Origin of the sequence: Ensifer sp. M14 (genome assembly GCF_003355565.1) — a bacterium.
In the GTDB taxonomy this organism is placed as follows: domain Bacteria; phylum Pseudomonadota; class Alphaproteobacteria; order Rhizobiales; family Rhizobiaceae; genus Ensifer.
The window spans coordinates 3,618,652-3,642,257 of record NZ_QJNR01000004.1; the positions used below are offsets into that span (position 1 = coordinate 3,618,652).

23 protein-coding genes and 1 pseudogene are annotated in these 23,606 nt (G+C 62.0%); 6 read left to right on the forward strand and 18 right to left on the reverse strand.

The genetic code is table 11. The annotated features are described in order from the left end of the window. Positions 1–11: 11 nt before the first annotated feature. A complete protein-coding gene (locus BLJAPNOD_RS17620) occupies positions 12–878 on the reverse strand; it encodes an AraC family transcriptional regulator (RefSeq protein WP_115420647.1) in 867 nt (288 codons plus the stop codon). A gap of 129 nt (positions 879–1,007) precedes the next feature. Here BLJAPNOD_RS17620 and BLJAPNOD_RS17625 point away from each other — a divergent pair, with 129 nt between their 5' ends. Further along, positions 1,008–1,931, forward strand: a complete 924-nt coding sequence (locus BLJAPNOD_RS17625; protein ID WP_115421340.1) for a phytanoyl-CoA dioxygenase family protein — start codon at positions 1,008–1,010, stop codon at positions 1,929–1,931. 29 nt (positions 1,932–1,960) lie between these two features. Here the strand turns inward: BLJAPNOD_RS17625 and BLJAPNOD_RS17630 are convergent, their stop codons facing one another. The 5 genes from BLJAPNOD_RS17630 to recO form a co-directional block, all read right to left on the reverse strand. Continuing rightward, positions 1,961–2,812 (reverse strand): MOSC domain-containing protein, encoded by an 852-nt coding sequence (locus BLJAPNOD_RS17630; RefSeq protein ID WP_115420648.1) that lies wholly within the window; start codon positions 2,810–2,812, stop codon positions 1,961–1,963. Between the two features lie 78 nt (positions 2,813–2,890). Next, the gene (locus tag BLJAPNOD_RS17635) at positions 2,891–3,547 is read right to left on the reverse strand and encodes an HD domain-containing protein (protein WP_077503957.1); all 657 of its coding nucleotides are present in this window, start codon (positions 3,545–3,547) and stop codon (positions 2,891–2,893) included. A gap of 9 nt (positions 3,548–3,556) precedes the next feature. Continuing rightward, positions 3,557–6,385 carry a DUF2339 domain-containing protein gene (locus BLJAPNOD_RS17640; protein WP_115421341.1) on the reverse strand — a complete coding sequence of 943 codons (2,829 nt, stop codon included), beginning with the start codon at positions 6,383–6,385 and terminating at the stop codon, positions 3,557–3,559. Between the two features lie 190 nt (positions 6,386–6,575). Then, positions 6,576–7,085 carry a PaaI family thioesterase gene (locus BLJAPNOD_RS17645; protein WP_115420649.1) on the reverse strand — a complete coding sequence of 170 codons (510 nt, stop codon included), beginning with the start codon at positions 7,083–7,085 and terminating at the stop codon, positions 6,576–6,578. Between the two features lie 14 nt (positions 7,086–7,099). Further along, positions 7,100–7,846 (reverse strand): DNA repair protein RecO, encoded by a 747-nt coding sequence (gene recO, locus BLJAPNOD_RS17650; protein ID WP_115421342.1) that lies wholly within the window; start codon positions 7,844–7,846, stop codon positions 7,100–7,102. 236 nt (positions 7,847–8,082) lie between these two features. On the opposite strand from recO, the gene BLJAPNOD_RS17655 reads away from it, so the two are divergent. Next, positions 8,083–8,820 (forward strand): L,D-transpeptidase, encoded by a 738-nt coding sequence (locus BLJAPNOD_RS17655; RefSeq protein ID WP_199565956.1) that lies wholly within the window; start codon positions 8,083–8,085, stop codon positions 8,818–8,820. A 16-nt stretch (positions 8,821–8,836) separates the two neighbouring features. Here the strand turns inward: BLJAPNOD_RS17655 and BLJAPNOD_RS17660 are convergent, their stop codons facing one another. Both BLJAPNOD_RS17660 and BLJAPNOD_RS17665 read right to left on the reverse strand, forming a co-directional pair. Continuing rightward, positions 8,837–9,193 (reverse strand): hypothetical protein, encoded by a 357-nt coding sequence (locus BLJAPNOD_RS17660; protein WP_077503962.1) that lies wholly within the window; start codon positions 9,191–9,193, stop codon positions 8,837–8,839. A 13-nt stretch (positions 9,194–9,206) separates the two neighbouring features. Beyond that, positions 9,207–9,689, reverse strand: coding sequence for an SRPBCC domain-containing protein (locus BLJAPNOD_RS17665; RefSeq protein WP_077503963.1), 483 nt, complete (start codon positions 9,687–9,689; stop codon positions 9,207–9,209). Positions 9,690–9,738: 49 nt separating this feature from the next. Here BLJAPNOD_RS17665 and BLJAPNOD_RS17670 point away from each other — a divergent pair, with 49 nt between their 5' ends. The 3 genes from BLJAPNOD_RS17670 (at position 9,739) to rkpK (ending at position 12,577) form a co-directional block, all read left to right on the forward strand. Continuing rightward, positions 9,739–10,071 carry a helix-turn-helix transcriptional regulator gene (locus BLJAPNOD_RS17670; RefSeq protein ID WP_077503964.1) on the forward strand — a complete coding sequence of 111 codons (333 nt, stop codon included), beginning with the start codon at positions 9,739–9,741 and terminating at the stop codon, positions 10,069–10,071. A 69-nt stretch (positions 10,072–10,140) separates the two neighbouring features. Next, a complete protein-coding gene (locus tag BLJAPNOD_RS17675; RefSeq protein ID WP_077503965.1) occupies positions 10,141–11,184 on the forward strand; it encodes an NAD-dependent epimerase in 1,044 nt (347 codons plus the stop codon). A gap of 79 nt (positions 11,185–11,263) precedes the next feature. Beyond that, positions 11,264–12,577, forward strand: a complete 1,314-nt coding sequence (rkpK, locus tag BLJAPNOD_RS17680; protein WP_115420650.1) for a UDP-glucose 6-dehydrogenase — start codon at positions 11,264–11,266, stop codon at positions 12,575–12,577. Positions 12,578–12,640: 63 nt separating this feature from the next. Here rkpK and BLJAPNOD_RS17685 read toward each other — a convergent pair whose 3' ends face one another. The 4 genes from BLJAPNOD_RS17685 to BLJAPNOD_RS17700 all read right to left on the reverse strand — a co-directional run bounded on the left by BLJAPNOD_RS17685 (position 12,641) and on the right by BLJAPNOD_RS17700 (position 18,282). Then, the gene (locus BLJAPNOD_RS17685) at positions 12,641–12,958 is read right to left on the reverse strand and encodes a hypothetical protein (RefSeq protein WP_077503967.1); all 318 of its coding nucleotides are present in this window, start codon (positions 12,956–12,958) and stop codon (positions 12,641–12,643) included. 208 nt (positions 12,959–13,166) lie between these two features. After that, complete coding sequence (locus BLJAPNOD_RS17690) at positions 13,167–15,473, reverse strand: Tex family protein (RefSeq protein ID WP_115420651.1); 2,307 nt, start codon at positions 15,471–15,473, stop codon at positions 13,167–13,169. Between the two features lie 209 nt (positions 15,474–15,682). Further along, positions 15,683–16,939 carry a cyclopropane-fatty-acyl-phospholipid synthase family protein gene (locus BLJAPNOD_RS17695; protein ID WP_115420652.1) on the reverse strand — a complete coding sequence of 419 codons (1,257 nt, stop codon included), beginning with the start codon at positions 16,937–16,939 and terminating at the stop codon, positions 15,683–15,685. 296 nt (positions 16,940–17,235) lie between these two features. Beyond that, entirely contained in the window at positions 17,236–18,282 is a 1,047-nt protein-coding gene (locus tag BLJAPNOD_RS17700) for a glutathione S-transferase family protein (protein ID WP_115420653.1), read from the reverse strand. Positions 18,283–18,455: 173 nt separating this feature from the next. Here BLJAPNOD_RS17700 and BLJAPNOD_RS17705 point away from each other — a divergent pair, with 173 nt between their 5' ends. Beyond that, entirely contained in the window at positions 18,456–19,433 is a 978-nt protein-coding gene (locus tag BLJAPNOD_RS17705) for a glycerophosphodiester phosphodiesterase family protein (RefSeq protein WP_115420654.1), read from the forward strand. Positions 19,434–19,535: 102 nt separating this feature from the next. Here BLJAPNOD_RS17705 and era read toward each other — a convergent pair whose 3' ends face one another. From era to BLJAPNOD_RS17735, 6 genes and pseudogenes are all read right to left on the reverse strand, one after another. Then, on the reverse strand, positions 19,536–20,477 hold the full coding sequence (gene era / locus BLJAPNOD_RS17710; RefSeq protein WP_171986893.1) for a GTPase Era: 942 nt from the start codon (positions 20,475–20,477) through the stop codon (positions 19,536–19,538). Next, positions 20,474–21,190 (reverse strand): ribonuclease III, encoded by a 717-nt coding sequence (rnc, locus tag BLJAPNOD_RS17715; RefSeq protein ID WP_115421344.1) that lies wholly within the window; start codon positions 21,188–21,190, stop codon positions 20,474–20,476. The genes era and rnc overlap by 4 nt, the downstream gene beginning before the upstream one ends. After that, positions 21,190–21,933 carry a signal peptidase I gene (gene lepB / locus BLJAPNOD_RS17720; protein ID WP_077504152.1) on the reverse strand — a complete coding sequence of 248 codons (744 nt, stop codon included), beginning with the start codon at positions 21,931–21,933 and terminating at the stop codon, positions 21,190–21,192. Before lepB ends, rnc begins: the two co-directional genes overlap by 1 nt. A gap of 164 nt (positions 21,934–22,097) precedes the next feature. Continuing rightward, positions 22,098–22,517 carry a holo-ACP synthase gene (acpS, locus tag BLJAPNOD_RS17725; protein WP_077503973.1) on the reverse strand — a complete coding sequence of 140 codons (420 nt, stop codon included), beginning with the start codon at positions 22,515–22,517 and terminating at the stop codon, positions 22,098–22,100. Further along, a pseudogene (locus BLJAPNOD_RS17730) lies at positions 22,514–23,156 on the reverse strand (DUF2062 domain-containing protein). Before BLJAPNOD_RS17730 ends, acpS begins: the two are co-directional and overlap by 4 nt. A gap of 106 nt (positions 23,157–23,262) precedes the next feature. Further along, entirely contained in the window at positions 23,263–23,415 is a 153-nt protein-coding gene (locus BLJAPNOD_RS17735; protein ID WP_065787305.1) for a DUF3563 family protein, read from the reverse strand. Positions 23,416–23,606: the final 191 nt, after the last annotated feature.

A 23,606-nucleotide genomic window follows, 5' to 3' on the forward strand; every position in this document is an offset into this window, starting at 1 on the left:
CCGGAAACCGCTCATCTGTTTCCCTGGAACCGCTGGCGGAACTGCCGAGGTGTCATGCCCTTCTGCGTCTTGAACTGGCGGTTGAAATTGGCGATCGAGCGATAGCCGACCATCTCTGCCGCATGGGCGATGGATTTTTCGGTGCCTGAAAGCAGCGCACAGGCCTCGCCGATCCTGAGCCGCATCAGATACTCCGAGATCGGCATATCGAGATGGCGCAGGAACAGGCGGTGCAGGCCAGAGAGACTGAGGGCGGCAATATCCGCAAGCTCGTCCATGGAAGGGTTTTCGGCATAGTTCAGATGGATATGGTCGAGCACGCGATCGAGACGACCACGATCGACGGCTCGACCCGAAGGTGCGACGACCCGGTTCGACAAGGGGGCTGCTCGTTCGTCGCGCGCAAGGATCGTCAGCAGCGTGAGTACATCCGGCAACCGCTCCTCGGGCGCAAGGGTTCGCAGCCGCTCGAACAACGGTCGAACCCGCCGCGCGGCCCCATCCGAGAAATGCAGGCCGGGTGCGGAACGATCGAACATTGCCCTCACGGCGCCGAGCTCGACGAAGCCGTCCTGCATCCGCTCGACCCATTCGGGATGAAACCAGAGCACCAGCGCGACATGGGGCGCCTCTTCAACGACCTTGGAGGCGGAATGCCAGGTGTGCGGCAGGTTCGACCCCACAAGCACGAGATCGCCATCGTCATAGGTGCCGATGTGATCGCCGACGAAACGCTGCCCACGCGAGTTCAGCGTCAGGGTCAATTCGAATTCCGGATGATGATGCCACTGAAACGGAATGCGATCGTCGAGCCGTCGGTCGAGCAGGATCGACGATGCATCTGTCGGCCGGAGAATCTTCTGAAGAACGGCCTTCATATTGCACCCCGCTCGCTGACTACGCCAGATTAATATCATTTCCTGCTTTAGGAAGGCAACATGCCAACCACCAAACGGCTAATCTTCCTGCATCGACAGACATACGCAGATCCAGAGGAGCCCAAGCTCATGCTCAGAGACAGCCACCCCACCACCGCCGCGGAAACTCAACTCAAGGACATCAATAAGCGCTTGCCGTTGCGCGTGCTTTCGGAGGTGGACTGGCAGCACTGGATCACCAAGGGTTACGTCATCGTCCGGCAGGCCGTTCCGGCGGCCAATGTCGAGCGGCTTGTCGATCTGCTCTGGCGCTTCGACGAGAAAGACCCAGCCGATCCCACGACCTGGTACGCGCCGCAGCGACGCGAGCACAAGATGAAGGAGCTCAACAACACCGGCATGCTGGAGATCTACAATCACCAGTATCTCTGGGACAATCGCCAGGAGCCGCGCATCTACGGCGCCTTCGTCGATATCTGGGACCGGGAGGACCTTTGGGTGACGATCGACCGCGCCAACCTCAACCCGCCGAAGAAGGTCAAAGGCAATCCCAACGGATTCATCCATTGGGACGTCGACACCTCGATCCGGCCGCTGCCCATCGGCGTCCAGGGCGTGCTCAGCCTGAAGAAGCAGGACGGCGACGTCGGCGGGTTTCAGTGCGTTCCGGAACTATTTGAGAATTTCGAGGCCTGGGAGACGACTCAGGCCGCGGACAGAGATCCCATGCACCCCGACATGGCGGGCCTCTCGACCGTCAACATCGAAATGGAGGCCGGCGACCTGATGATCTTCAACAGCCTGCTTGCCCATGGCGTGCGGCCCAACCATTCCGATGGAAGGGTGCGCATGGCGCAGTACATTTCCATGCATCCGGCCGAATGGGACAATAGGGCCGAGCGCGAAGAACGCGTGCGGCTCTGGCGCGAACTCGACCATCCGAAACGCGACGCGTTTCCCGGCGATCCGCGCGAATGGGAAAAGCACCATGCGGCGCCCGCCAACCTCTCGGACCTCGGCGCCAAGCTGCTCGGCGTCACGCCCTGGTTCTGAGGCGAAGAGCGCAAACGGCTTCCGCCTGTTCAGGCGGAAGCGCGCACCTTCATCGGCCAGCGTTCCTGACGACGGCCGACAATCCGGGCCTCGTCGCCGAGCTTCAAGACGCCCTCGCCGCGCGGCACGACGTTCCAGCCGAACAGCACGCCCGCGACGCGACGGTCGGCCGACATGCGCTTTTCGGCGAGCCCCTGGATCGGATTGCCACCGATGCGCTCGCCGGTGATCTGGTCCTGGGTGGTCATGATGCAACGGGCGCAGGGTTTGACGAAATCGAAGCGGATGCCGCCGATCTCCAGGCTCTCCCAGAAATCCTCGTCCCAGGCCGCGTCGCAATCGAGCAGGATGTTGGTGCGGAAGCGGTCCATGCCGACAGGTTCCTGCCCCTTCTCCACCAGCGTCCTGTTGAGATCGGCAAGCGAGCCCGTGGTGGTGATCAGGATAGGAAAACCATCGGCAAAGCCGACGGGCGCTGCCGCTCCGGCCCATTCGGCACCGACGAAGCGCTCTGCCGAAGCATCCATATGGGCAAGCCTGACGGGTCGGCCGAACCAGCCCGACAACGTCTCGTTGGCTGCATCGTCCGCCACCGCCGCATCGACATCGCTGGCCCAGACACGCACACCAAGCCTCTGGTCCGGATCGAAGCGCACGGAGAGCGCCTTGTCACCCATCGTCAGATGCACGCCCCCGTCGATATGCTTCGCCTCGACCTGGGCCAGCGCCTGCAGTTCGCGCTGGGTGATGAAACGCCCATCCGGTTCCACCAGCATGAAACGCCGATCACCCTCGAAGCCATCGAGATTGACGGTGACCGTGTCAAGCGGGATCGCCCGGCCGCTCTTCAGCGGGTGAATGTTCAGTCCGGTCACCTTCATCGAAAACGCTCCGTTTAAGAAATTGATTCAGGCCGTTCGCGATCTGATTCATCGGACGGCGGCAATGGATTGAAAGACTTAGATTTCATCCAGCATCATGGCAAGCACATCGCGCAGCCGCTGCTGGCGTTCGAGCGCCAGCCTGCGGCCGGCAGCAGTCTGGAAACCATCGGCGAGCTTGAACAGCTTGACCTCGAAATGGTCGATGGCAAAGGCCTTGTCGTCGAGTTCGCGATCCTCGGCCAACGGATCGAGCGGGTCGTAGAGGCCGCTGCCCATGCGCCCGGCGATGTAGAAGCAGCGGGCAGCCCCGACCATGCCGATCGCGTCCAGCCGATCCGCATCCTGCAGGATCTTCGCCTCGATCGTCTCGGGCGCGATGTTGGCGGAAAAGCTGTGGGTGAGAATGGCATGGGCGGCCGACGCGATGTCTTCTGCCGACCAGTCGAGAGCGCGCAGAATGTCTGTGGCTTTTTCCGCGGCAAGCCTCGAGGCCTGCGTGCGATGCGGTGAGTTCTTTTCGACCGACACGCAATCATGCAGCAACACGGCAGCAGCAAGCACGCGTTCGTCGCCGCCCTCATCCACATGGATCCGCGCCGCGTTCTTCCAGACCCGGATCAGGTGGGATGCGTCGTGCGAACCGTCGTCGGCCGCGAAAGCATGCGGCAGAAGAACGGCGGCGAGTTCGGCGTGCGGTGCGAATGCCGCCGCCAATGCAGAATTGCGGGTCATGGTATCAACCTATTGTGGCTGCGGCGGTGTAGCAGACGGCTGCCGCGTCACGCCAACGCCGGAGAGGATCTTCTGGTAGAACGACCCGATGCCAATCAGGACGCCGCCGAGCCCGATGAAGGAAAGCGCGCGCAGGAAACCTTCGAGATTGGACATGTCGATCAGGAAGACCTTCAAGACGGCGATGAAGACAAGCGCGGCCGAGGCGATGCGAATGCTCTTGGCATTGAAGCGCGAGCCGAGCACCAGAAGCAGCACGCCGAGCACCAGCCAGACGACCGAATAGGTGTAGGTTTCGCCCTGCAGGAAGCCTTTCCAGTCGACGACGTTTTCGCCCTGCCAGAGGCGGCGGACCGAAAGCGTGGCCCAGGCGAAGGCGAGGATCGCGCCGCTGACGGCGAGCGCCATGACATAGGGCAGCGGTCGCTTGCCGCGGGCATACCAGGCAAGGCCGGCATAGCCGCTGCCGGGCAAGAGATAGCCGATCAGCAGCAGATCAAAGAATGGAATGCGCCCGAGAAGCTCGCCGCTGAAATAGGGGTTGAGCCCGAAGAGATGGGCCGAGAGAACCGAGAGCATCGAGAAGACGCCGAGCGCCATGGCACCATAGCGGAAGACGGGGCTGGGCGACTTCATGTCGAGCGTCATGAACACGCCGGAGGCGCCGATCGCGAGTAATGTGTAGATCGACTGTTCACCCAGCGTCGGCACGGCGCTATCGAGCACGCCACCATTCATGGCATGGCGAACGAGGATCGCCAGGGTCAGCAGCACGAAGAGGCTCGCAAGCGCCTGCAGCAGGTTGCGCATCCGCGCATCCGGCCAGGACCGGACGAAATAGGCGGAGGCGACAAGCAGGAGCGCGGGGATGCCGTAGCCCGGCAACAGCGCGTTGAACACCGGCGTGGTGCCAAGGTTTTCGGCTCCGACGATCGTCGGCTCCCAGGCGATGCGGCCGAGAACGACGATTGCCGCCGCCCCTGTCATCCAGGGCAGGATCGGCCAGCTGCGAACACGGGTCGCGCCGGCATAGGCGGTTCCGAGCAGCGCGATCGCGAGGGTGGTGACGAGACCGTCTGTCCAGGCGTGCAGGGCGATGACGAAGAGCGCGAAGGAGCCTCCAACCAGAAGGCTCGCCGCGATATCCAGACCTTCCGTTTCGCTGTCACGGCGATAGAGCCAGTCGGCAAACGCCAGCAGGCCGCCACCGACGACAAGTGCGAAAAGGCCGTGCGGCAGATCGAAGGCGTAGTTGCCGGTCATCAGGAACGACATCGTCGTCAGGGCAACAGGCACGGCGGCAGTAATACCGGCCCAGAGAATGGAGAATTGCGGATGCTCGCGCAGGCGGCGGGCAAGCACGAAGGCACCGAACAGCACGAACACCGTCGCCAGCAGCAGAGCGGTCAGCGTCGCGGTGCGGCTTGGCAGTACGATCTCGGGCGGAACGCCCGCGAGCGACGGGTCGAGATAGGCGAGCACGCCGCTCAATGCCGTCAGGCTGCCGATGCCGGCGATTGCGCCGAAGGCAGACAGAAGTGCGGGATAGACGGCATTTGTGCGCCACGCCCCGAGCGCTGCCAAGGCTGCGATGACGACGAAGAACTCCGTCACGGGATAGCTGACAGCGCTGACCGCCGGGCTGATGAAGATGAGCGCCAGCACGGTGGCGGCGATAGCCGCGGATACGCTGATAGCGGCATAGGCCGGCGTGAACAGCTTCTCCCAGGGACCTGCAACCGCAATCGGACGGTTCGTCACTTCAGGCAACGGCGCATCGGACGCATCCGTTTCCGCTGCACCCGGCCAAACGAAGCCCACACCGAGGAGCATCACCAGCAACGCAAAGGCGACAGGCATCGCCTCGAACGGCGAGACGGCGGTGACATAGGCAAGCCCCCAAAGCCCGATGCCGACATTGGCGAGCGTTGGCACGACCATCCAGCGGCGCAGCCGCGACGCGAGCAGCGTCGCCAGCCAGACGACCGACAGGAAGCCGAAGAGAACCCAGGGGCGCGGTTCGTCGCTCGATACCAGCAACGGCGTGATCAGCGAGGCAAGCAGACCGAGACCGGCCAGTGCCTGCCCATGCAACAGCGACAGGCCGACGGTGCCAAGCGAAATCATCGCCAGCAGCACGAAGGCCGTCGTCGTGCCGATATAGCCATAGATCTCATAGGCCGCGTAGGCGACGCCGAAAAGCGTGACAGCACCGGCAGCGGTCAGGATGCCGGGGATCATGGCGTTCTGGAATTCGTTGGCGATAACGGGTACGGCGCGACGGCGAATGACCTCGCCGGCACCGGCCAGAAGCAGACCGAAGAGGGCTGCCAGCGTCAGCCGGACGGCCGGACTTAAGAGACCTGCATCGATCGAATACTTGACCATGAAGACGCCGCCGAGCGCCAGCGCGATGCCGCCGACCCAGACGGCCCAACGTGCGCCGAGGCGACTTTCCAGGCTTTCCATCTGCCGGGGTGGCGCAACGGCGGCGGGGGTTGCCTCGACGCTCGCGGCCACGGCTTCACCGGATGCGCTTTCAGGGTCCAGGGCTTCGGCATTGCCGAAGATCCTCGCCCCTTCGCGGGCGCTTGCCGAGAGCCCATCGACGCCTTCGTCATCGTCGATCGCCGCCTCACCATCGCGTTGCGAGACAGCCGCCGCCTGCTCCTGCGCGACATCGCCGATCGGAGCAGCAACACCGCCCGTCTCGGTCAATCGCGCAATTTCCTTCTTGAGCGCTGCGACTTCGCTGTCCAACCGTTCCCTTGTCTTACGACCGTTCAAGAAGGCGGAGAGCGCCAGGGCAAAAGCGACTAAGGCAATCAGTTCAATCATGTTTTCCCCTTGCGGCAATGTTCGCAAGCCGACCTCGACCATACAGATTTTTGCGCGGCCGCCAAAGGCATAGACGGTTGATAGCTTAGATCTCTTCGCGCAATTGTATAAATTCTGCGCGCACCTTCATAGGCGGGCACGCCGACGACGATCAGTGCAACATCGTGGCCAGGACGGGAGCGATCCGCCGCTATCGGCGCAGATTGTCGATCGGGAAGATTGCGCAGGTTTCCGTGCCGTGCGCCAGGAGCTTGCCGCCGGCGTCGCGCAGCCAGGCTTCCGAGGTGGCGATGGTCCGGCCACGGTGGACGATCTTTCCCTCGCAGAAGACCTCGCCCATGCCGGGCAGCAGCGGGCGAACCAGATTCACCTTGAACTCTATGGTGGTGTAGGCTTCGCCGGGCTTCATCATCGTGAAGACCGCGCATCCGAGCGCCGAATCCATCACCGTCGCCGTCCAGCCTCCGTGGACGGTACCGAGCGGGTTCAGATGTTCCTCGGTCGGCAGCCCCTTGAAAACCACCCGCCCCTCTTCGACCTCGGTCAGGCCGAATTTCAGCGTGGCCGACATGGGCGGCGCCGGCAGGTCGCCCCTCAACATGTCCTGCATGACCTTGAGGCCGCCGTCGCGCGCGACGCGGTCCAGCGACAGCACGCCGATCCCGGAAACGAGCATGCCGGGGAAAGGTTCTTGAAACATGGAATACTCCTCACTCACGCGGCAGATGAAGAAGGCTTCAACGCCTTCAGCGCCGCGTTGACGAAACCGTCGCGCGCGGACGAAACCTTGAGGCCGCGCGGTTCATAGACATGGCGATTGAGAAAGAAAGCCGTCAGCCGGAAGGCAGCGGCAAGGCTGTCATAGTCAGCAGCACTTCGTGCCTCGACAGCGAGAAATTCCGGCAGCACCAGCATGCGGTCGGCATAAGGCGCACCCGACGCGCGACAGACCGCCCTGCCCGACTTCGGCGACACATAGGCCAGGTCTTCGCGCGTGCCGGTCGCCACGCACTCGGTCAGATCAAGCCCGAAGCCGAGGTCGTTCAGGACGGCAAGCTCGAAGCGCACGAAGAGTTCACCGGCGTCAGCGGGATCCTCGAGGTGATCGACGATGACGGCCAGAGCCTCGTAGAGATGCGGATGCGGATCGCGCTCCGGCAGCAGGCGCAGAAGCGCACCTAGCGCCTGGATGCCATAGACGGATGTCGCCGCCTCCATCAGCCGCGCGGCACGCAGTTCGAGCGGCTCGATGCGGAACTCGCCCATATGCTCGTCGAGCCGCGCCCGCCAGGTCAATTCGACGGTGTTTCCCGGCTGCAGAACAGGCTGCATGGCGCGCGAGCGGCCGGACCGGACCATGCCGAGATGCCGGCCTCGGGACGCAGTCATGACTTCGGCGATGGCAGAGCTTTCGCCGTGCCGCCGGATCCCGAGAATGATGGCCTGATCGCTCCATTGCATGGAAAAGGCATACACCCGTGATGGAAAGCGGATCAAGCAATGATGGTTGCGAGGGCACGGGGTCGAGGCGCTTTCGGGCCGTACGCGAACTGTCGCCTTTCGGCTACACTCACCGATTGCCTCGATTTCGCCATACTCGCGCCAACCCGAGGCCATGTTCGACGTTAGAACGGCACTGCACGGCGGCAACGTCCGCTCCTTCCCGAAATGCAATCAGCAGGAATATTGACCCGATTATGTGTGTGTCCCGGAACAGCGCCGGCCGCTTGGCGCAGCTCTTCGCCCTTCTTCTTGCCACATCCACGCTCGCAGGCTGCGTGACCAGCGGCGGACCGGCGAGGCCGAAGGGACCCGATCCCTACTACGTCGCCATGTATGGGCCGATGCCGGACGAAAAGTTTCCGCTCGACGCCATCGACATCAGTAAGGTCGACACACGCTATCTGCGCCAGCAGGTCGCCTACGCCACCCATGAGCCGCCCGGCACGATCGTCATCGACACCCAGAACCGCTTCCTCTACCTGGTTCAGGATGGCGGCATGGCGATGCGCTACGGCATCGGCGTCGGCAAGGCCGGCCTCGAATTCGAAGGCGAAGCCCGCATCGGCCGCAAGGCCGAATGGCCGCGCTGGACGCCGACCTCCAGCATGGTCGCACGCGAACCGGAACGTTACGGCCCCCTTGCCGGCGGCATGGAACCGGGCGTGCGCAACCCGCTCGGGCCGCGCGCGCTCTATCTGTTCCAAGGCGACCGCGACACCCTGTTCCGCATCCACGGCACCACCGAGGCCTGGTCGATCGGCAAGGCGGTATCGAGCGGCTGCATCCGGCTGTTCAACCCAGATATCATCGACCTCTACAACCGTGTGCCAAGAGATTCGCGGGTCGTCGTTCTGCAGGCGGAAGCGCCGATGAGCGAAATGCTCGCGCCGATGTCGACGCCGGCAAACGCCGGCGAACCCTTCGCCTACTGAACCCGGAGCCGGGCGCCTACCAGGCGTCCGGCGTACGCACCATGTGCACGATATTGGCCGGGTTCATGATCCAGCCGCCGCGAAAGCCTTCGCCGAGATCCTCGACCGCATCGCAACGCACCACGCCCTTTTCGGCAAACCCGCCGAGGGCTGCCTCATGGTCGTCGGTGAAGAGCTCAAGCCACACCTCCGCCTGGCTGTAATTCGGCGCCTCGTCGATCCACAACCGGTTGGGACCGAGGATAAAGCCCTTGGCCGGCGCCTTGTCGTCGAAAGGCTCGAGACCGACCGTGTCGCGATAGAAGGCCACGACCGCCTCATACTGATGCGACGGCACCTTCATCGCGATATTGATACCACCCGTAATCGTCATCGTCTGACCTCCCTTAAAGCCCTGATTCCGTCGCCGGCTGCCCGGACAATTCGCTGACATAGTAGCCCTGGCGCAGGTTGATGCCGTATTCGAGCCAGGCCTTCATGCAGGCCAACATCTGCGACCAACCCTCGCAGTTCATGTAGGAGCTCTTCTGGCCGCGGGCATTTTCGCGCCAGCCAGTCTCGGCAATCGTCACCATGGTGGCGCCGTCGTCGAGCGGTTTGAAGCGCATCTCGACACTGGTGCGGTAAGGCTCCTCCCCCTTCTCCACCATCGCATCCCAGCGAAAGACGATGCGCTCGTGGGGTTCCACCGCTTCGACCTCGATCGGCACATTGCCCCACCAGGTGACCGTCGTGCCGGCCACCAAGGGCCCGCTGACCCCACCAAGGGTGACGAAATATCTGCTGATCTGATCCGGATTGACCACGGCGTCGAAGACCTCGGCCACAGGCCGATCGATGCGTCCATTCACACGAAATTCGAAAGACATGACCTCTTCTCCCATTGTGCTGTCGCAGCATATGTTATAAAAACATAACATGTCAACCGAATCGAAAGACGACCTGGTTTTCAAGGCGCTCGGCAACGGCCTTCGGCGGCAGATCCTCGACGCCCTCAAGGACGAGCCGCAGACGACCGGCATGCTCTGTCTGAAGTTTTCAAACCTGGATCGCTGCACTGTGATGCAGCATCTGAAAGTTCTCGAAGAGGCAGACCTGGTGATCGTCCAGCGCGAGGGTCGCGAGCGCTGGAACCATCTCAACGCCATGCCGATCCAGGCCATCCATGATCGCTGGATCAGCCAGTATGCCGGCCACGCGATGTCAGTCCTCTCGGCCCTGCAGCACGGGCTCGACCGCCCCTCGCAATGACGGTTTCGGCTTTCCATCGCCCTGCTTTCTTCGTATGAACGCGCGACAACGCAATCTGGGGATATCGTCTTGCGCTACCTCATCACCGGCACGGCCGGATTCATCGGCTTCCATCTTGCCAAGCGACTGATCGACGAGGGACATTTCGTCGTCGGCTTCGACGGCATGACGCCCTATTACGACGTGACGCTCAAGGAGCAGCGGCATGCGATCCTCGCCCGCTCCAACGGCTTCAAGGCAGTTGTCGGCATGCTGGAAGACCGGGATGCGCTGAACCACGCCGCAGAGCTTGCCGAGCCGGAGGTCATTATCCATCTGGCGGCCCAGGCGGGCGTCCGCTACAGCCTGGAAAACCCCAAGGCCTATGTGGATTCCAATCTCATCGGCTCCTGGAACATGCTTGAACTGGCGCGCGAAATCAGTCCCAAGCACCTGATGCTGGCTTCGACCTCGTCGATCTACGGCGCCAATGAAAAGATCCCGTTTGCCGAAACCGACCGAGCCGACGAGCCGATGACGATCTACGCGGCGACGAAGAAGTCGATGGAGCTGATGGCGCACAGCTATGCCCATCTCTACAAGGTGCCGACGACGGCCTTCCGTTTCTTCACGGTCTATGGCCCCTGGGGCCGGCCCGACATGGCGCTGTTCAAGTTCATCGATGCCATTCACAACGACCGACCGATCGACATTTACGGCGAAGGCCGCATGAGCCGCGACTTCACCTATATCGACGATCTGGTCGAAGGCATCCTCCGGCTCTCCCATGTCGTTCCATCCGAGGACAACCGGGTGCCAGCCGAAAAGGCTGCGGACACGCTGTCGCTGCAGGCACCGTTCCGTGTCGTCAACATCGGCGGTGGCCAGCCGGTCGAGCTGATGACCTTCATCGAAACCATCGAGAAGGCGGTCGGCCGCCCGGCGCTTCGCAACCTGCTGCCGATGCAACAGGGCGACGTGCCGCGTACCTATGCGTCTCCGGATCTCCTCGAAGCGCTCACCGACTTCAAGCCGTCGATTTCGGTGGAAGAGGGCGTCGCGCGCTTTGCGGCCTGGTACGACGACTATTACGATCGCGCGCCAAAGGCTGACGAAACAGCCAGGCAGGCCTGAGACTGCAGGCTGCATACGGCAACGGCCATTGCAGCCCCTATCCCTATAAGCGAAGCTCTCGCAACAAAAGGAAGAGCAGATGAAAGTCACGATGATCGGCGCCGGCTATGTCGGCCTTGTATCGGGTGTGTGTTTTGCCGATTTCGGCCATGACGTGGTCTGTCTCGACAAGGATGAAAGCAAGATCGACGCCCTGATGCAGGGGCGGATCCCAATCTTCGAACCGGGCCTCGACCATCTCGTTGCCAGCAATGTCCAGTCTGGCCGCCTGTCATTCACGACCGATCTCGTTTCGGCAGTTGCCGACAGCGACGTGATCTTCATCGCCGTCGGCACGCCGTCGCGCCGCGGTGACGGCCATGCCGATCTTTCCTACGTCTACGCCGCAGCGCGCGAAATCGCCGTCAACCTCAAGGGGTTCACCGTCATCGTGACCAAGTCGACGGTTCCGGTCGGCACCGGCGACGAGGTCGAGCGCATCATCCGCGAAACCAATCCGGATGCCGATTTCGCCGTGGTCTCCAATCCGGAGTTTCTGCGCGAAGGGGCGGCAATCGAGGACTTCAAGCGCCCCGACCGCATCGTCATCGGCCTTGCCGACGATGACGCGCGTGCCCGCGAGGTCATGACCGAAGTCTATCGTCCGCTCTACCTCAACCAGGCCCCGCTGGTATTCACCTCGCGCCGCACCTCCGAACTGATCAAGTATGCCGGCAATGCGTTCCTGGCGATGAAGATCACCTTCATCAACGAGATGGCCGACCTCTGCGAAAAGGTCGATGCCAATGTGCAGGACGTTGCCCGCGGCATCGGCCTCGACGGCCGCATCGGCGGCAAGTTCCTGCACGCAGGTCCCGGCTATGGCGGTTCTTGCTTCCCGAAGGACACGCTGGCGCTGGTCAAGACCGCCCAGGACTTCGACAGCCCGGTGCGCCTGGTCGAGACCACCGTCGCCATCAACGACAACCGCAAGCGTGCCATGGGTCGCAAGGTCATCGCGGCTGCCGGCGGCGACGTGCGCGGGCGCAAGGTTGCCGTTCTCGGCCTCACCTTCAAGCCGAACACCGACGACATGCGTGACAGCCCGGCCATCACAGTGGTCCAGACCCTGCAGGATGCCGGTGCCCATGTCGTCGGCTACGATCCGGAAGGCATGGAAAATGCCAGGAAGCTGATGGACGGGCTCGATTTCGCCAAAGACCCCTACGAGGCCGCCACTGACGCCGACGTGCTGGTGATCGTGACCGAATGGAACGAGTTCCGCGCGCTCGATTTCCGCCGGCTGAAGGCCGTGATGAAGGAACCGGTTCTGGTCGATCTCAGGAATATCTATCGGCCGGACGAAGTGGCAAAACATGGTTTTGCCTATGCCAGCGTCGGCCGGCCGCAGTAAGCGTTGCATGACATGGCGGCAGGCACCGTGCCCGGCCGCCACCTCTGACCGACGGCAACAGGTTCACGCCTTCGGTACGGGCTGAGGCGGCAGCGCCTCCCAGCTTTTGCCGGCAAGAATGACACAGCTTCGACCGGTGACGTCAGTGACAACAAGGGTCCAGGTGCCGCTGTCGGCAGCATAAATCTCCATCACCGCGTGCGGGTTGATCAATCCGATCCCCGCAGGCTTTTCCTGATACTGACGCAGGAGAAATTCGATCACTTCCGATCGCTGGGCGCAGTTCGCGACAGCTTGCGAACTTGCCGGATTTGGATGTGCCGTCACTGCGGCCGCCAATATGACGGCTCGAGCGAGGCCACGGATCACATTGCGCCCCATGACGCACCTCCTTTCGCCGGGAAACCCGGCGGAAAAGGAGTTTCCGCTGACCTCGTCCGCCGTGGACCGGCATGGTTATGATCGGCACTTGCTCGCGACACGATACAAGTGCCGCCACGAGATCAGTATGGCCGCGCGCTCACTATATTACAATTACCTAATTTATAGAGGATAGCCCGGAGCCGATACGACTTCCGGGCTAGCTGGGCTACTTGCGCTTCATCGCCTCCATGAGGGCGGCACCAAAGGCACCTTGCGACGGCTGCGGCTGCTTCTGCGGCCGCGACGGGGCATTGCGATTGCCATTGTTGGGCGCAGGCGCCTTCGCCTCCCGACCCGCATCGGCACCGCCGTCCTTGCGCATCGTCAGTCCGATGCGCTTGCGCGGCACATCCACCTCGGTCACCCGCACCCGAACCACGTCGCCGGCCTTGACGACTTCATGGGGGTCCTTCACGAACCGGTCGGCCAATTGCGAGACATGGACGAGGCCATCCTGGTGGACACCGATATCGACGAAGGCGCCGAAGGCGGCAACATTGGTCACCGTACCTTCGAGCTGCATGCCCACCTTCAGGTCTTTGATGTCGTCGATACCCTCGGCAAATGTTGCGGTCTTGAAGCTCGGGCGCGGGTCACGGCCCGGCTTTTCCAGTTCGGCCAGAATGTCCTTCACCGTCGGTAGACCAAAACGGTCGTCGACGAACACGCGCGGGTCGAGCTTCTGCAACGCCGCACTGTCGCCCATCAGCGAACGCACGTCCCGCCCGCAGGCAGTGACAATCTTCTTGGCGATGCCATAGGCTTCCGGGTGAACGGAGGACGCATCGAGCGGCTCCTTGCCATCAGGAATGCGCAGGAAGCCGGCGCATTGCTCAAAGGTGCGGGCGCCGAGACGCGCCACGTTCAGCAATTCCTTGCGGCTGGCAAACGGTCCGGAGGCATCGCGGTGGGCGACGATCGCTTCCGCCGACGACTTGCCGAGGCCGGACACACGCGCGAGCAACGGTGCCGAGGCCGTGTTCACATCGACGCCCACCGCGTTCACCGCGTCTTCCACCACCGCATCCAGCGAGCGGCTCAGCTTCGACTGGTCGACGTCGTGTTGGTACTGACCGACACCGATCGACTTCGGCTCGATCTTGACCAGTTCGGCCAGCGGATCCTGCAGGCGCCGAGCGATGGACACAGCGCCGCGCAGCGAAACGTCGAGGCCCGGGAATTCAAGCGCGGCCGTCTCAGAGGCAGAATACACCGAAGCACCGGCCTCGGACACAATGACCTTGGTCGGCTTCGGTGCTGGCAGTTGGTCGAGCATGTCGGCGACGAGCTTCTCCGTTTCACGGCTGCCGGTGCCGTTGCCGATCGCGATCAATTCGATCTTGTGCTTGCGGATGAGCGATGCGAGTTCCGCCTGTGTGCCGCGAACGTCGTTCTTCGGCGGGAACGGATAAACGGTCGTGGTCTCCAGAAGCTTGCCGGTGCCATCGACAATGGCGACCTTGACGCCGGTGCGAATACCGGGGTCCAATCCCATCGTGGCGCGCGAGCCCGCAGGAGCCGCCAGCAGCAAGTCCTTCAAATTGCGCGCAAAAACGTGGATCGCCTCCTCTTCTGCCCGCTCGCGCAGCTCGCGCATCAGGTCGAGCGAGAGCGACATGGACAGCTTCACACGCCAGGTCCAGCCGATCACTTCCGACAGCCACTTGTCACCCGGCAGCTGCGCGCCGACAGTGTAGGCGGCCGAAATCATGCGCTCGACAGGCTTGACCGGAGACGTATCGTCCTGATCGACGACGATATCGACTGACAGCACTTCTTCGTTCCAGCCGCGCAGCATGGCGAGCGCCCGGTGACCCGGCGTCGTCGCCCAGCGTTCGGAATGGTCGAAATAGTCCGAGAACTTGGCGCCTGCGGCCTGCTTGCCATCGACGACCTTGGCTCGCAGGAACGCGACCCCCTTCATATGGTTGCGCAGGCGGCCGAGCAGGTCGGCGTTCTCGGTCATAGCTTCGGCAATGATGTCGCGAGCACCGTCGAGGGCCGCCTTCACATCGGGCACATCCGCCGTCAGATACGCTTCGGCGCGATCAGCCGGTGCAATCGTCCGGTCGGCGAGAATGACTTCCGCAAGCGGACCGAGGCCACGCTCCCTGGCAATCTCGGCCTTGGTGCGCCGCTTCGGCTTATACGGCAGATAGATGTCCTCGAGCTCGGCCTTGGTTTCGACAGCGGCGATCTTGGCTTCGAGTTCGTCGGTCAGCTTGCCCTGTCCGCGGATGGATTCGATGATCGAACCCCGCCTTGCCTCCAGCTCGCGCAGATAGGTTAGACGCTCGGCCAGCGTCCGCAGCTGCGTGTCGTCGAGGCCGCCGGTCACTTCCTTGCGGTAACGGGCGATAAACGGCACCGTCGCGCCCTCGTCGAGCAGCTCCACGGCGGCGACGACCTGAGGGATCGTCGCCTTGATCTCGCTGGCAATGATGGCGGCGATGGGTTTAGCTGGGCTGGCCATGGTGGGATCCGTCTTTCCTGTTTTCAGTCGGCGACCATAAAGGCGCAGGCCTTCAAGGCCAAGTGAAGGCCTGCGCGGCAAAACTGGAACTCCACAGGAGATGGGCGATCAGATCACGCCTGGTAAGAGCGGGTTCATGCGACGCGCTAGAGGTTTTGGCTTTACGCCCGTCGTTTCCCGAAAGTGCGGAGCATTTCGGGCGACATGCCCTAGATATCCACCGGCTCCAGCGGCGGACGGGTCTTCTCGAATTCCGTCAGTTCGCGTTCCTTCGCCTCGATGTAACCGCGTGCGAAAGGCACAGCTTCGAGCGACGGCGACAGCTGCAGCTGGAAGATGAAGTGCTTGTCATAGAGGAACGCTGCTTCGGACGCGGCAAGATAGAACTCCCACATCCGGAAAAAACGTTCGTCGAACAATTTTACCGCCTCTTCGCGCCGCGCTAGGAAGCGCTGCCGCCACGCCCTCAATGTCCAGGCATAGTGCATCGGCAGGATCTCGACGTCCTTGACCAAAAGTCGTGCGCTTTCCACTGACGGAAAGACTTCAGAAAGTGCGGGAATGTAGCCTCCGGGAAAAATGTATTTCTCGATCCAGGGATTGGTTGCCCAGGGTTTGTAGATCTGCCCGATAGAGTGCAGCAGCATGACACCGTCCGGCTTCAGCAGCTCCCTGACCTTGCGAAAGAACCGGCCATAGTTGCCGATGCCGACATGTTCGAACATGCCGACCGAGACAATACGATCGAACTGCCGCCCCTGCATCGTCCTGTAATCCTGGAGCTCGAAGCGGACGCGATCGGACAGGCCGCGCTTGGCTGCCCGCTCACGCGAGATTTTCAGCTGCTCTTCGCTGAGCGTGATGCCCGTCACCTCAACACCGGAGGATTCCGCCAGATACATGGCCATCCCGCCCCAGCCGGAGCCGATCTCGAGCACCTTCTGCCCGGGCTCCAGCAAGAGCTTGGCGGTGATGTGGCGCTTCTTGGCGAGCTGGGCTTCGTCGAGCGAGATGCCCGGCGGCTCGAAATAGGCACAGGAATACTGCCAGTCCTGATCCAGAAACAGATTGAAGAGCTTGCGGTCGAGATCATAGTGATGGGCAACATTGTGCCGGTTGCGATTGACCGGCATTCGGCTCTTCACCTGCTGGCGCAGCACATGCTGAAGGGCAACCAACATGTTGGAAACGGTCGCCGCGTGCTCAAGCCCGTTTAACTTGGCGATCGAGAGCACGTCGAAAATATCGCCGTGTTCGATGACGGCCCGTCCGTCCATGTAGAGTTCACCAAAACGAAGGCTCGGATCGACGGCGATCGCCTTTTCAGCCTCTCCATCGACAATACGGACCGTTGCCGGCTTTCCCGAGCCGTCACCCAGAATGACCTCTTCATCGGAAGAAGAGAGCACCGTCAGATTGCCCTTGCGCACCAGACGGCGAAGCATGTTCAACAATGCCGCATTCATACCCATCCCCTGCCAGACCGAGACATCTGTCCTGGCGCAAAGGCACGGCGGCGGGGCCGGGTTCTATCGGCGCTTCCGAGGGGCGATGCGGCATGACGCGGAACATGAGGCATGACGCGACGTACGTCCGGAAGCGGCGAAAGCCGGCTCGGTCGTGGCCTCAGGGCATCCGGCAAACGTCCCGCGCTCCTCGTGCGCGCGTTGCCGGAAACGCGTCAGGCCAGCCGCCATCGGGCTCCAATCCATCAGAACTTCCAACTAACGTAGTAAGCTTCAATCGATTGGCAATGGGCCCTTTATGCGCCCTCAAAGATTTGTTTGCTTAGCAAATCGGCCGACATCGCATCAGCTCCGACGACCCCGCGACCCGGCAGCGATTGGCGATCATGGGTGCGGGTGAAATCAAGCAAGGGGCCGGCGGGCACGATGCGGGTCGGATTGACATGCGTGATGCCGTAGTAACCTTGCTTGATATGGTCGATGCGCACCGTCTCGGCGATCCCCGGCCATTGGTAGATTTCTCTGAGATAATTGGACAGCACCGGATAGTCTTCGATCCGGCGGATGTTGCACTTGAAGACGCCGTGATAGGCCGCGTCGAAACGGATGAGTGTCACGAACAGACGGATATCGGCCTCGGTCAGATATTCGCCCGCAATGTAGCGATTGGTCGTCAGGTGGCGCTCGAGTTCATCCAGCGTCTCGAACAGGCTCGCGACCGCCTCGTCATACGCACTTTGTGTTTTGGCAAAACCGGCGCGATAGACGCCGTTGTTGACGCGCTCGTAAATCGGGCCGTTCCAGCGATCGATCTCCGCGCGCAACACATTCGGATAGAAATCGAGGCGGTTGCCGGTGAGTTCGTCGAAGGCCGAATTCAGAATGCGGATGATGTCGGCGGATTCGTTGTTGACGATGCGCCCTTCCTTCATATCCCACAGGACGGGAACCGATACCTTGCCGGTGTAGCCGGCGTCGCTCGCCGTATAGAGTTCGTGATGGTAGCGGATCAGACCGACGCGCGCGCCGGCATCGACAGGCTCATCATAGACCCAGCCGTCGTCGCCAAGCATGGGGCTGGAAACCGTCAGACCGATAACGTCCTCCAACCCCTTCAGATTGCGAAAGGCGATCGTGCGCGACGCCCAGGGGCAGAGATAGGAAACGAACAGGCGGTAGCGACCGGCTTCCGCCGGAAGGCCTGGCTGCCCGTTCGGCCCGGGTCCGCCATCGGCCGTGATCCAGCTACGGAAACGGGTCAGCTCGCGGTGAAAGGCCCCACCCTTCATCTCGCTCGCGGCAACGTCGCCCTTGACCCATTTTCCATCGACGAGCTGCGGCATGGCTTCTCTCCTGAACCTGCGGGAATGCCCCTTCCCTCTCACGCGTGCGCAAGCCGGTCAATTCGACCGTGGGGTGACAGATCGTTCGCAAATTCGCGACCACACGCAAAGAGCGCAACACCACGCTGACGCCACATTGTCGAGCAATTCCGATGGTGAGAGGGAGAATCAGGATGAACAGGCTCGTCATCGTCGCCGCGTTGTTTTCTGCAGCCGTCTGGCTTCTCAACACGTCCTTTCTCGCAACGCCTCCCGAGGGCGTTCCCAAAATTCTCGCGCATCGCGGCATCCATCAGACCTATCCGAAGACGGGCGTGGGGAACGATACCTGCACGGCAGAGATCATCGAACAACCGCGGCACGACCACCTCGAAAACACCATCGCCTCGATGCAGGCCGCCTTCGGCGCCGGCGCGGCGGTCGTCGAGCTTGACATCCATCTGACCCCCGATCGGCAATTTGCCGTCTTCCACGACTGGACGCTCGACTGCCGGACGGAGGGTAAGGGCGTTACCGAGGAAACACCGATAACGGTGCTGAAAAGGCTCGATATCGGCTACGGCTATACCGCCGACGGCGGCAAGACTTTTCCGTTCCGCGGCAAGGCCGTCGGCCAGATGCCGACCCTGGAGGAGGTCTTCGCCGCCCTGCCCGATCGCCAGTTTCTCGTCAACTTCAAGAGCCGCAGAGCCGAGGAAGGTGCAGCACTCGCCGCCCTGCTCGAAACACACCCGCAATGGCGGGACGCCGTTTTCGGCGTCTATGGCGGCGACAGGCCGACGCAGGAGACCTTGAAGCGGGTCGCCAGCATGCGCGGCTACGACAAAGGCTCGGCGGTCGGCTGCCTCGCCCGGTATGTTGCCTATGGCTGGACCGGCATCGTTCCGCCCCTCTGCCGGAATACCCTGGTCATCGTTCCGGGCAACTATGCTCCCTGGCTCTGGGGCTGGCCGGATCGTTTCGCGCAGCGCCTGAAATCAGCCGGGAGCGAGGTGATCCTGTTCGGCCGCTACCAGGGCGGCGACTTCACCACGGGCATCGACAGCGCGGAAGATCTTGAATTGGTACCGGAGACGTTTTCGGGTTACGTGTGGACCAACCGTGCGGAGACGATCGGACCGATGCTCGCAAAAAGACAGCGGACGTTCTGATATCCCGGTGAATGCCTGCGAAGCCGCGGTTGGCGTTTCAAATGAAACCGCCCGCCAGCAGGGCTGGCGGGCGGCGTCAAGGCAGCTTGTAAAACGCGCCGATCAGCGCGGGAATTCAAGACCCATTTCGCGGAAGCGCTCGGGATCGTCACCCCAGTTTTCGCGCACCTTGACGAACAGGAAGAGATGCACCGGCTGCTCGAGGATCTCGGAGATTTCCTTGCGCGACGCGGTGGAGATCGCCTTGATCGCGTCGCCGTTCTTGCCGAGCGCAATCTTCTTCTGGCTTTCGCGTTCGACGTAGATCACCTGTTCGATACGAACGGAGCCATCCTTGCGCTCTTCCCACTTCTCGGTTTCGACATGCGAGGCGTAGGGAAGCTCCTGGTGCAGGCGCAGGAACAGCTTTTCGCGGGTAATTTCCGCTGCGAGCTGGCGCATCGGCAGGTCGGAAATCTGATCTTCCGGGTAATACCACGGACCTTCCGGCAGCTTTTCCGCCAGATAATCCATCAGATCCTTGCAACCCGAACCGGTGAGCGCCGAGATCATGAAGGTACGCTCGAACTGGATCGTCTCGTTGGCCGCTGCCGCGAGCTTCAGGAGATCCTCGGGCCGCACCTGGTCGATCTTGTTCAGGACCAGGATCTTCGGCTGGTGGACTTCCTTCAGGCCTTGCAGGATCGTTTCGGCATCGCCCTTCAGGCCGCGTTCGCTGTCGATCAACAACATGATCACGTCAGCATCCTTGGCGCCGCCCCAGGCCGTCGTCACCATGGCGCGGTCGAGCCGGCGCCGCGGCTTGAAGATGCCGGGTGTGTCCATGAACACGATCTGCGCGTTGTCATGGATGGCAATGCCGCGCACGATCGCCCGGGTCGTCTGCACCTTGTGGCTGACGATCGAGACCTTGGCGCCGACGAGGCGGTTGACCAGGGTCGACTTGCCGGCATTGGTGGCGCCGATCAGCGCCACGAAACCCGAGTGGGTCGGCGCGCTTTCGGCGCCCGTATCTTTTTCCATATCCGTCATGTTTTCCGTCATTTTCCGGCGGAGTTTTTCCGCCACACGCCTTCGCGTTCCAACAATTTCGTCGCGGCCACCTGCTCGGCGCCGCGTTTGGATCGATCCGTCCCCGTCTCAGGCGCAACGCCGGCGACCTCAACAGTCACGGTGAAACGCGGATCGTGGTCGGGGCCGGAACGGTCATCCGTCCGGTATGTCGGCGCAATACCAAACTTGGCATGCGCCCATTCCTGCAATTCGGTCTTGGCATCGCGACGGGCGCCGTCGGCGCGGGTCGCCCGCTCCTTCCAGTGAAGCAGCACGAATTTGCGCGCCGCCTCCAATCCGCCGTCGAGATAGATCGCGGCGATGAGCGACTCTACCACATCGGCGCGCACATTCATCATCGCCTTGCCGGTGATTTTCTTCACGTCAGAACCGGTGCGGATAAACTGGTGCAGCTCCAGGTCGTCGGCGACCAGGGCACAGCTCTCGGCGCTGACGAGCTGGTTCAGCCGTACCGAAAGCTCGCCCTCGTTAGCGTCCCGAAATGTCTGGAAGAGAAGCTCGGAAATGCAAAGCCCCAGCACCCGATCTCCCAGGAATTCGAGCCGCTGATAGTTCGAGCCCCTGGCATTGCGGGCGCTGGAATGGGTCAGCGCCCGGTCAAGCCGTTCCTTCTCGCTGAACTGATAGCCAATCACGGCCTCGAGCTTGGCCCGATCCTCCGCGCTTAGCGACCGCGCCTTCATCATTCGACCGCCTTGAACAGACGATCGTAGCGCAGGTTTGCCGGCCACTTCCAGATCTCGCGGAACGAGGTGTCGTTGCCGAGCGAGAAGAAGATCAGGCTGGCCCGGCCGACAAGGTTTTCGGCAGGCACGAAGCCGACGTCGAAGCGGCTGTCGGCGGAGTTGTCGCGGTTGTCGCCCATCATGAAGTAATGACCTTCGGGCACGATGAACTCGCGGGTGTTGTCGCCGCGCGAATCCGGGAACTGATCGAGCGTGTCATAGGAAACGCCGTTGTCCATGGTTTCGCGGTAGACAGGCACGTCGCCGCCGGTGTCGTACTGGTCGTCGGCGCGGAAGACGCCGTCAGGCACCCGTTCGATGGGCTTGTCGTTGACATAGAGAATGCTGTTGCGCACCTGGATGCGATCCCCCGGCAGGCCGACCAGACGCTTGATGTAGTCGATATCCGGGTTCGGCGGGAAGCGGAAGACGACAATGTCGCCGCGCTCGGGCTCGCTTGCAAAGATGCGGCCGGAAAACAGATCCGGCGAGAACGGCAGCGAATACTTCGAGTAGCCGTAGGCAAACTTGTTCACGAAGATGTAGTCGCCGACAAGCAAGGTGGGCATCATTGAGCCGGACGGAATGGTGAAGGGCTGAAAGAAGACGGTGCGAATGACCACGGCCAGGAGCAGCGCCTGGATGATGACCTTCACATTCTCCCAGAGTCCGCTCTGCTTCGCTTCTGTCTTTTCTGCCACGCTGCTGTCTTCCTTTGTCATCGGCACGCTCGGCGCACCGCTCAATCAACTGTCGTTTACGCTTTCGGTTCCAGCCTCAAAGGCGGATGCGCGATTTCGTGTCCATACCGCAAGGGCACCCTGCTCCAGCAATCGGGCACTTCAGGATTTGTCAACGGAATGCTCTAAACCGTTCCTTCTGGCGGGGCAACGGGGAGTGCTTCGATAATCACGAAGGCCTGCGCCAGCGGGAAATCGTCGGTAATCGTCAGATGGATTGCCGCGCGATGCCCCTTGGGTACCATCGCCTGAAGCCGTTCGGCAGCACCACCGCTCAAATGCATGGTCGGCTTGCCACCGGGCAAATTGATGACGCCCATGTCTTTCCAGAAGACGCCGTGCGCTATCCCCGTACCGAGTGCCTTTGAGCAGGCCTCCTTGGCCGCGAAGCGTTTGGCATAGGAGGCGGCGCGGTTCTTGCGCCCCTCGGACTTGGCGATCTCCACTTCGGTGAAGCAGCGATTGACGAAACGCTCGCCGAAACGCGAGAGCGAGCTTTCGATGCGCCTGATGTCGATGAGGTCGCTGCCGATACCGATAATCATGGTGCGGACCCTTCGCCAGGCGAGCGTGCGCGTCGACGGCGGGACTGGAAAAGACGGGCGGCCTGATAGGCCAGGGGATAGAAAATCAGGGCGCCGGCGGCTGCAAGCGGAACGGATCCGATGAGCATCGGCTTGAACACAGGGCCCCAGAGGGCCGAGAACTCGAGGTGCTCGATCATATGCGCGACATCCGCGCCGGTCGCCACCTCAGCTGCCTGCTGGCCGATGATGACGCTACCAAGCTCGTAGGACGCCGTCAGGATCATCGGGATCGTCACCGGGTTGGCAAGCGCCGTCGTGATCGCTGCGGCAAGCAAATTGCCGGAGAACACCGAAGCAAGCGCGACCGCAATGATGATATGCAGCCCGAAAAAGGGCGTGAATGACGACGCCGCACCTGCGGCAACTCCGACCGCGATCGAATGAGGTGACGACGACAGGCGCAGAATACGCAGCGCCATGTATCGCGGGCCGCGCCGAAAACCCTTGCGCGGCCATAAAAGCGCGCGAAGCCTTTCGGAAATCGTGACCGGTTTTCTACGTCTGAATAACATTATGCCGTCATGACCGCATCTTGACACCGCCAGTCGGCACAAGACGGCGTGTCCGCCTGTTGAAAGGCCGCAAGATAGGCGTCATGCCTGCTGCTTGCAACCCGGTGGCGTGTGGTGCAGCGATCACGAATGAGCCATTCGTCTGACGCATGGCTCGCCATTCCCGCCCTCATGCGGGAACAGGCAACAGCTTAGTAGCCGTTGCGGAACAGGCCGCGATCGATCTGACGCTGACGGTATTCGAGATCGATGCGATCGACCGAACCGTTGAGATAGGCAAGCTCGCGCTCTTCCTGAGTGGCGACGCGCAGAGCGCGGGTGATCTTCTTCAACTGATTAAACATGGCAAACCTCTTCGTTTACCTCCCGATGCAGAAGATAGTTTAGAGGTCACTGTTCCACCAGAGCCATGAAAAGACGGCAGCCATGCACAACAAGCATGCCTTGCCGCTTTTCGAGCCTTTGCCTGCCTGATTTCAAGGCAACTGCGCAAAACGGACGCGCATGCCGAGCTGATGGGACAGCGATGACGACG

What these genes read in the sequence shown, in the direction of transcription:
- era (WP_171986893.1), bottom strand. Translation starts at nt 20,477, where the DNA reads ATGACGGAAAACATGACGGATATGGAAAAAGATACGGGCGCCGAAAGC.
- BLJAPNOD_RS17700 (WP_115420653.1), bottom strand. Translation starts at nt 18,282, where the DNA reads ATGCCGCAGCTCGTCGATGGAAAATGGGTCAAGGGCGACGTTGCCGCG.
- acpS (WP_077503973.1), bottom strand. Translation starts at nt 22,517, where the DNA reads ATGATTATCGGTATCGGCAGCGACCTCATCGACATCAGGCGCATCGAA.
- BLJAPNOD_RS17670 (WP_077503964.1), top strand. Translation starts at nt 9,739, where the DNA reads ATGTCAACCGAATCGAAAGACGACCTGGTTTTCAAGGCGCTCGGCAAC.
- rkpK (WP_115420650.1), top strand. Translation starts at nt 11,264, where the DNA reads ATGAAAGTCACGATGATCGGCGCCGGCTATGTCGGCCTTGTATCGGGT.
- BLJAPNOD_RS17640 (WP_115421341.1), bottom strand. Translation starts at nt 6,385, where the DNA reads ATGATTGAACTGATTGCCTTAGTCGCTTTTGCCCTGGCGCTCTCCGCC.
- BLJAPNOD_RS17690 (WP_115420651.1), bottom strand. Translation starts at nt 15,473, where the DNA reads ATGGCCAGCCCAGCTAAACCCATCGCCGCCATCATTGCCAGCGAGATC.
- BLJAPNOD_RS17625 (WP_115421340.1), top strand. Translation starts at nt 1,008, where the DNA reads ATGCTCAGAGACAGCCACCCCACCACCGCCGCGGAAACTCAACTCAAG.
- BLJAPNOD_RS17630 (WP_115420648.1), bottom strand. Translation starts at nt 2,812, where the DNA reads ATGAAGGTGACCGGACTGAACATTCACCCGCTGAAGAGCGGCCGGGCG.
- BLJAPNOD_RS17660 (WP_077503962.1), bottom strand. Translation starts at nt 9,193, where the DNA reads ATGACGATTACGGGTGGTATCAATATCGCGATGAAGGTGCCGTCGCAT.
- BLJAPNOD_RS17705 (WP_115420654.1), top strand. Translation starts at nt 18,456, where the DNA reads ATGAACAGGCTCGTCATCGTCGCCGCGTTGTTTTCTGCAGCCGTCTGG.
- BLJAPNOD_RS17655 (WP_199565956.1), top strand. Translation starts at nt 8,083, where the DNA reads ATGTGTGTGTCCCGGAACAGCGCCGGCCGCTTGGCGCAGCTCTTCGCC.
- BLJAPNOD_RS17695 (WP_115420652.1), bottom strand. Translation starts at nt 16,939, where the DNA reads ATGAATGCGGCATTGTTGAACATGCTTCGCCGTCTGGTGCGCAAGGGC.
- recO (WP_115421342.1), bottom strand. Translation starts at nt 7,846, where the DNA reads ATGCAATGGAGCGATCAGGCCATCATTCTCGGGATCCGGCGGCACGGC.
- BLJAPNOD_RS17645 (WP_115420649.1), bottom strand. Translation starts at nt 7,085, where the DNA reads ATGTTTCAAGAACCTTTCCCCGGCATGCTCGTTTCCGGGATCGGCGTG.
- BLJAPNOD_RS17620 (WP_115420647.1), bottom strand. Translation starts at nt 878, where the DNA reads ATGAAGGCCGTTCTTCAGAAGATTCTCCGGCCGACAGATGCATCGTCG.
- BLJAPNOD_RS17665 (WP_077503963.1), bottom strand. Translation starts at nt 9,689, where the DNA reads ATGTCTTTCGAATTTCGTGTGAATGGACGCATCGATCGGCCTGTGGCC.
- BLJAPNOD_RS17635 (WP_077503957.1), bottom strand. Translation starts at nt 3,547, where the DNA reads ATGACCCGCAATTCTGCATTGGCGGCGGCATTCGCACCGCACGCCGAA.
- rnc (WP_115421344.1), bottom strand. Translation starts at nt 21,190, where the DNA reads ATGAAGGCGCGGTCGCTAAGCGCGGAGGATCGGGCCAAGCTCGAGGCC.
- BLJAPNOD_RS17735 (WP_065787305.1), bottom strand. Translation starts at nt 23,415, where the DNA reads ATGTTTAATCAGTTGAAGAAGATCACCCGCGCTCTGCGCGTCGCCACT.
- BLJAPNOD_RS17685 (WP_077503967.1), bottom strand. Translation starts at nt 12,958, where the DNA reads ATGGGGCGCAATGTGATCCGTGGCCTCGCTCGAGCCGTCATATTGGCG.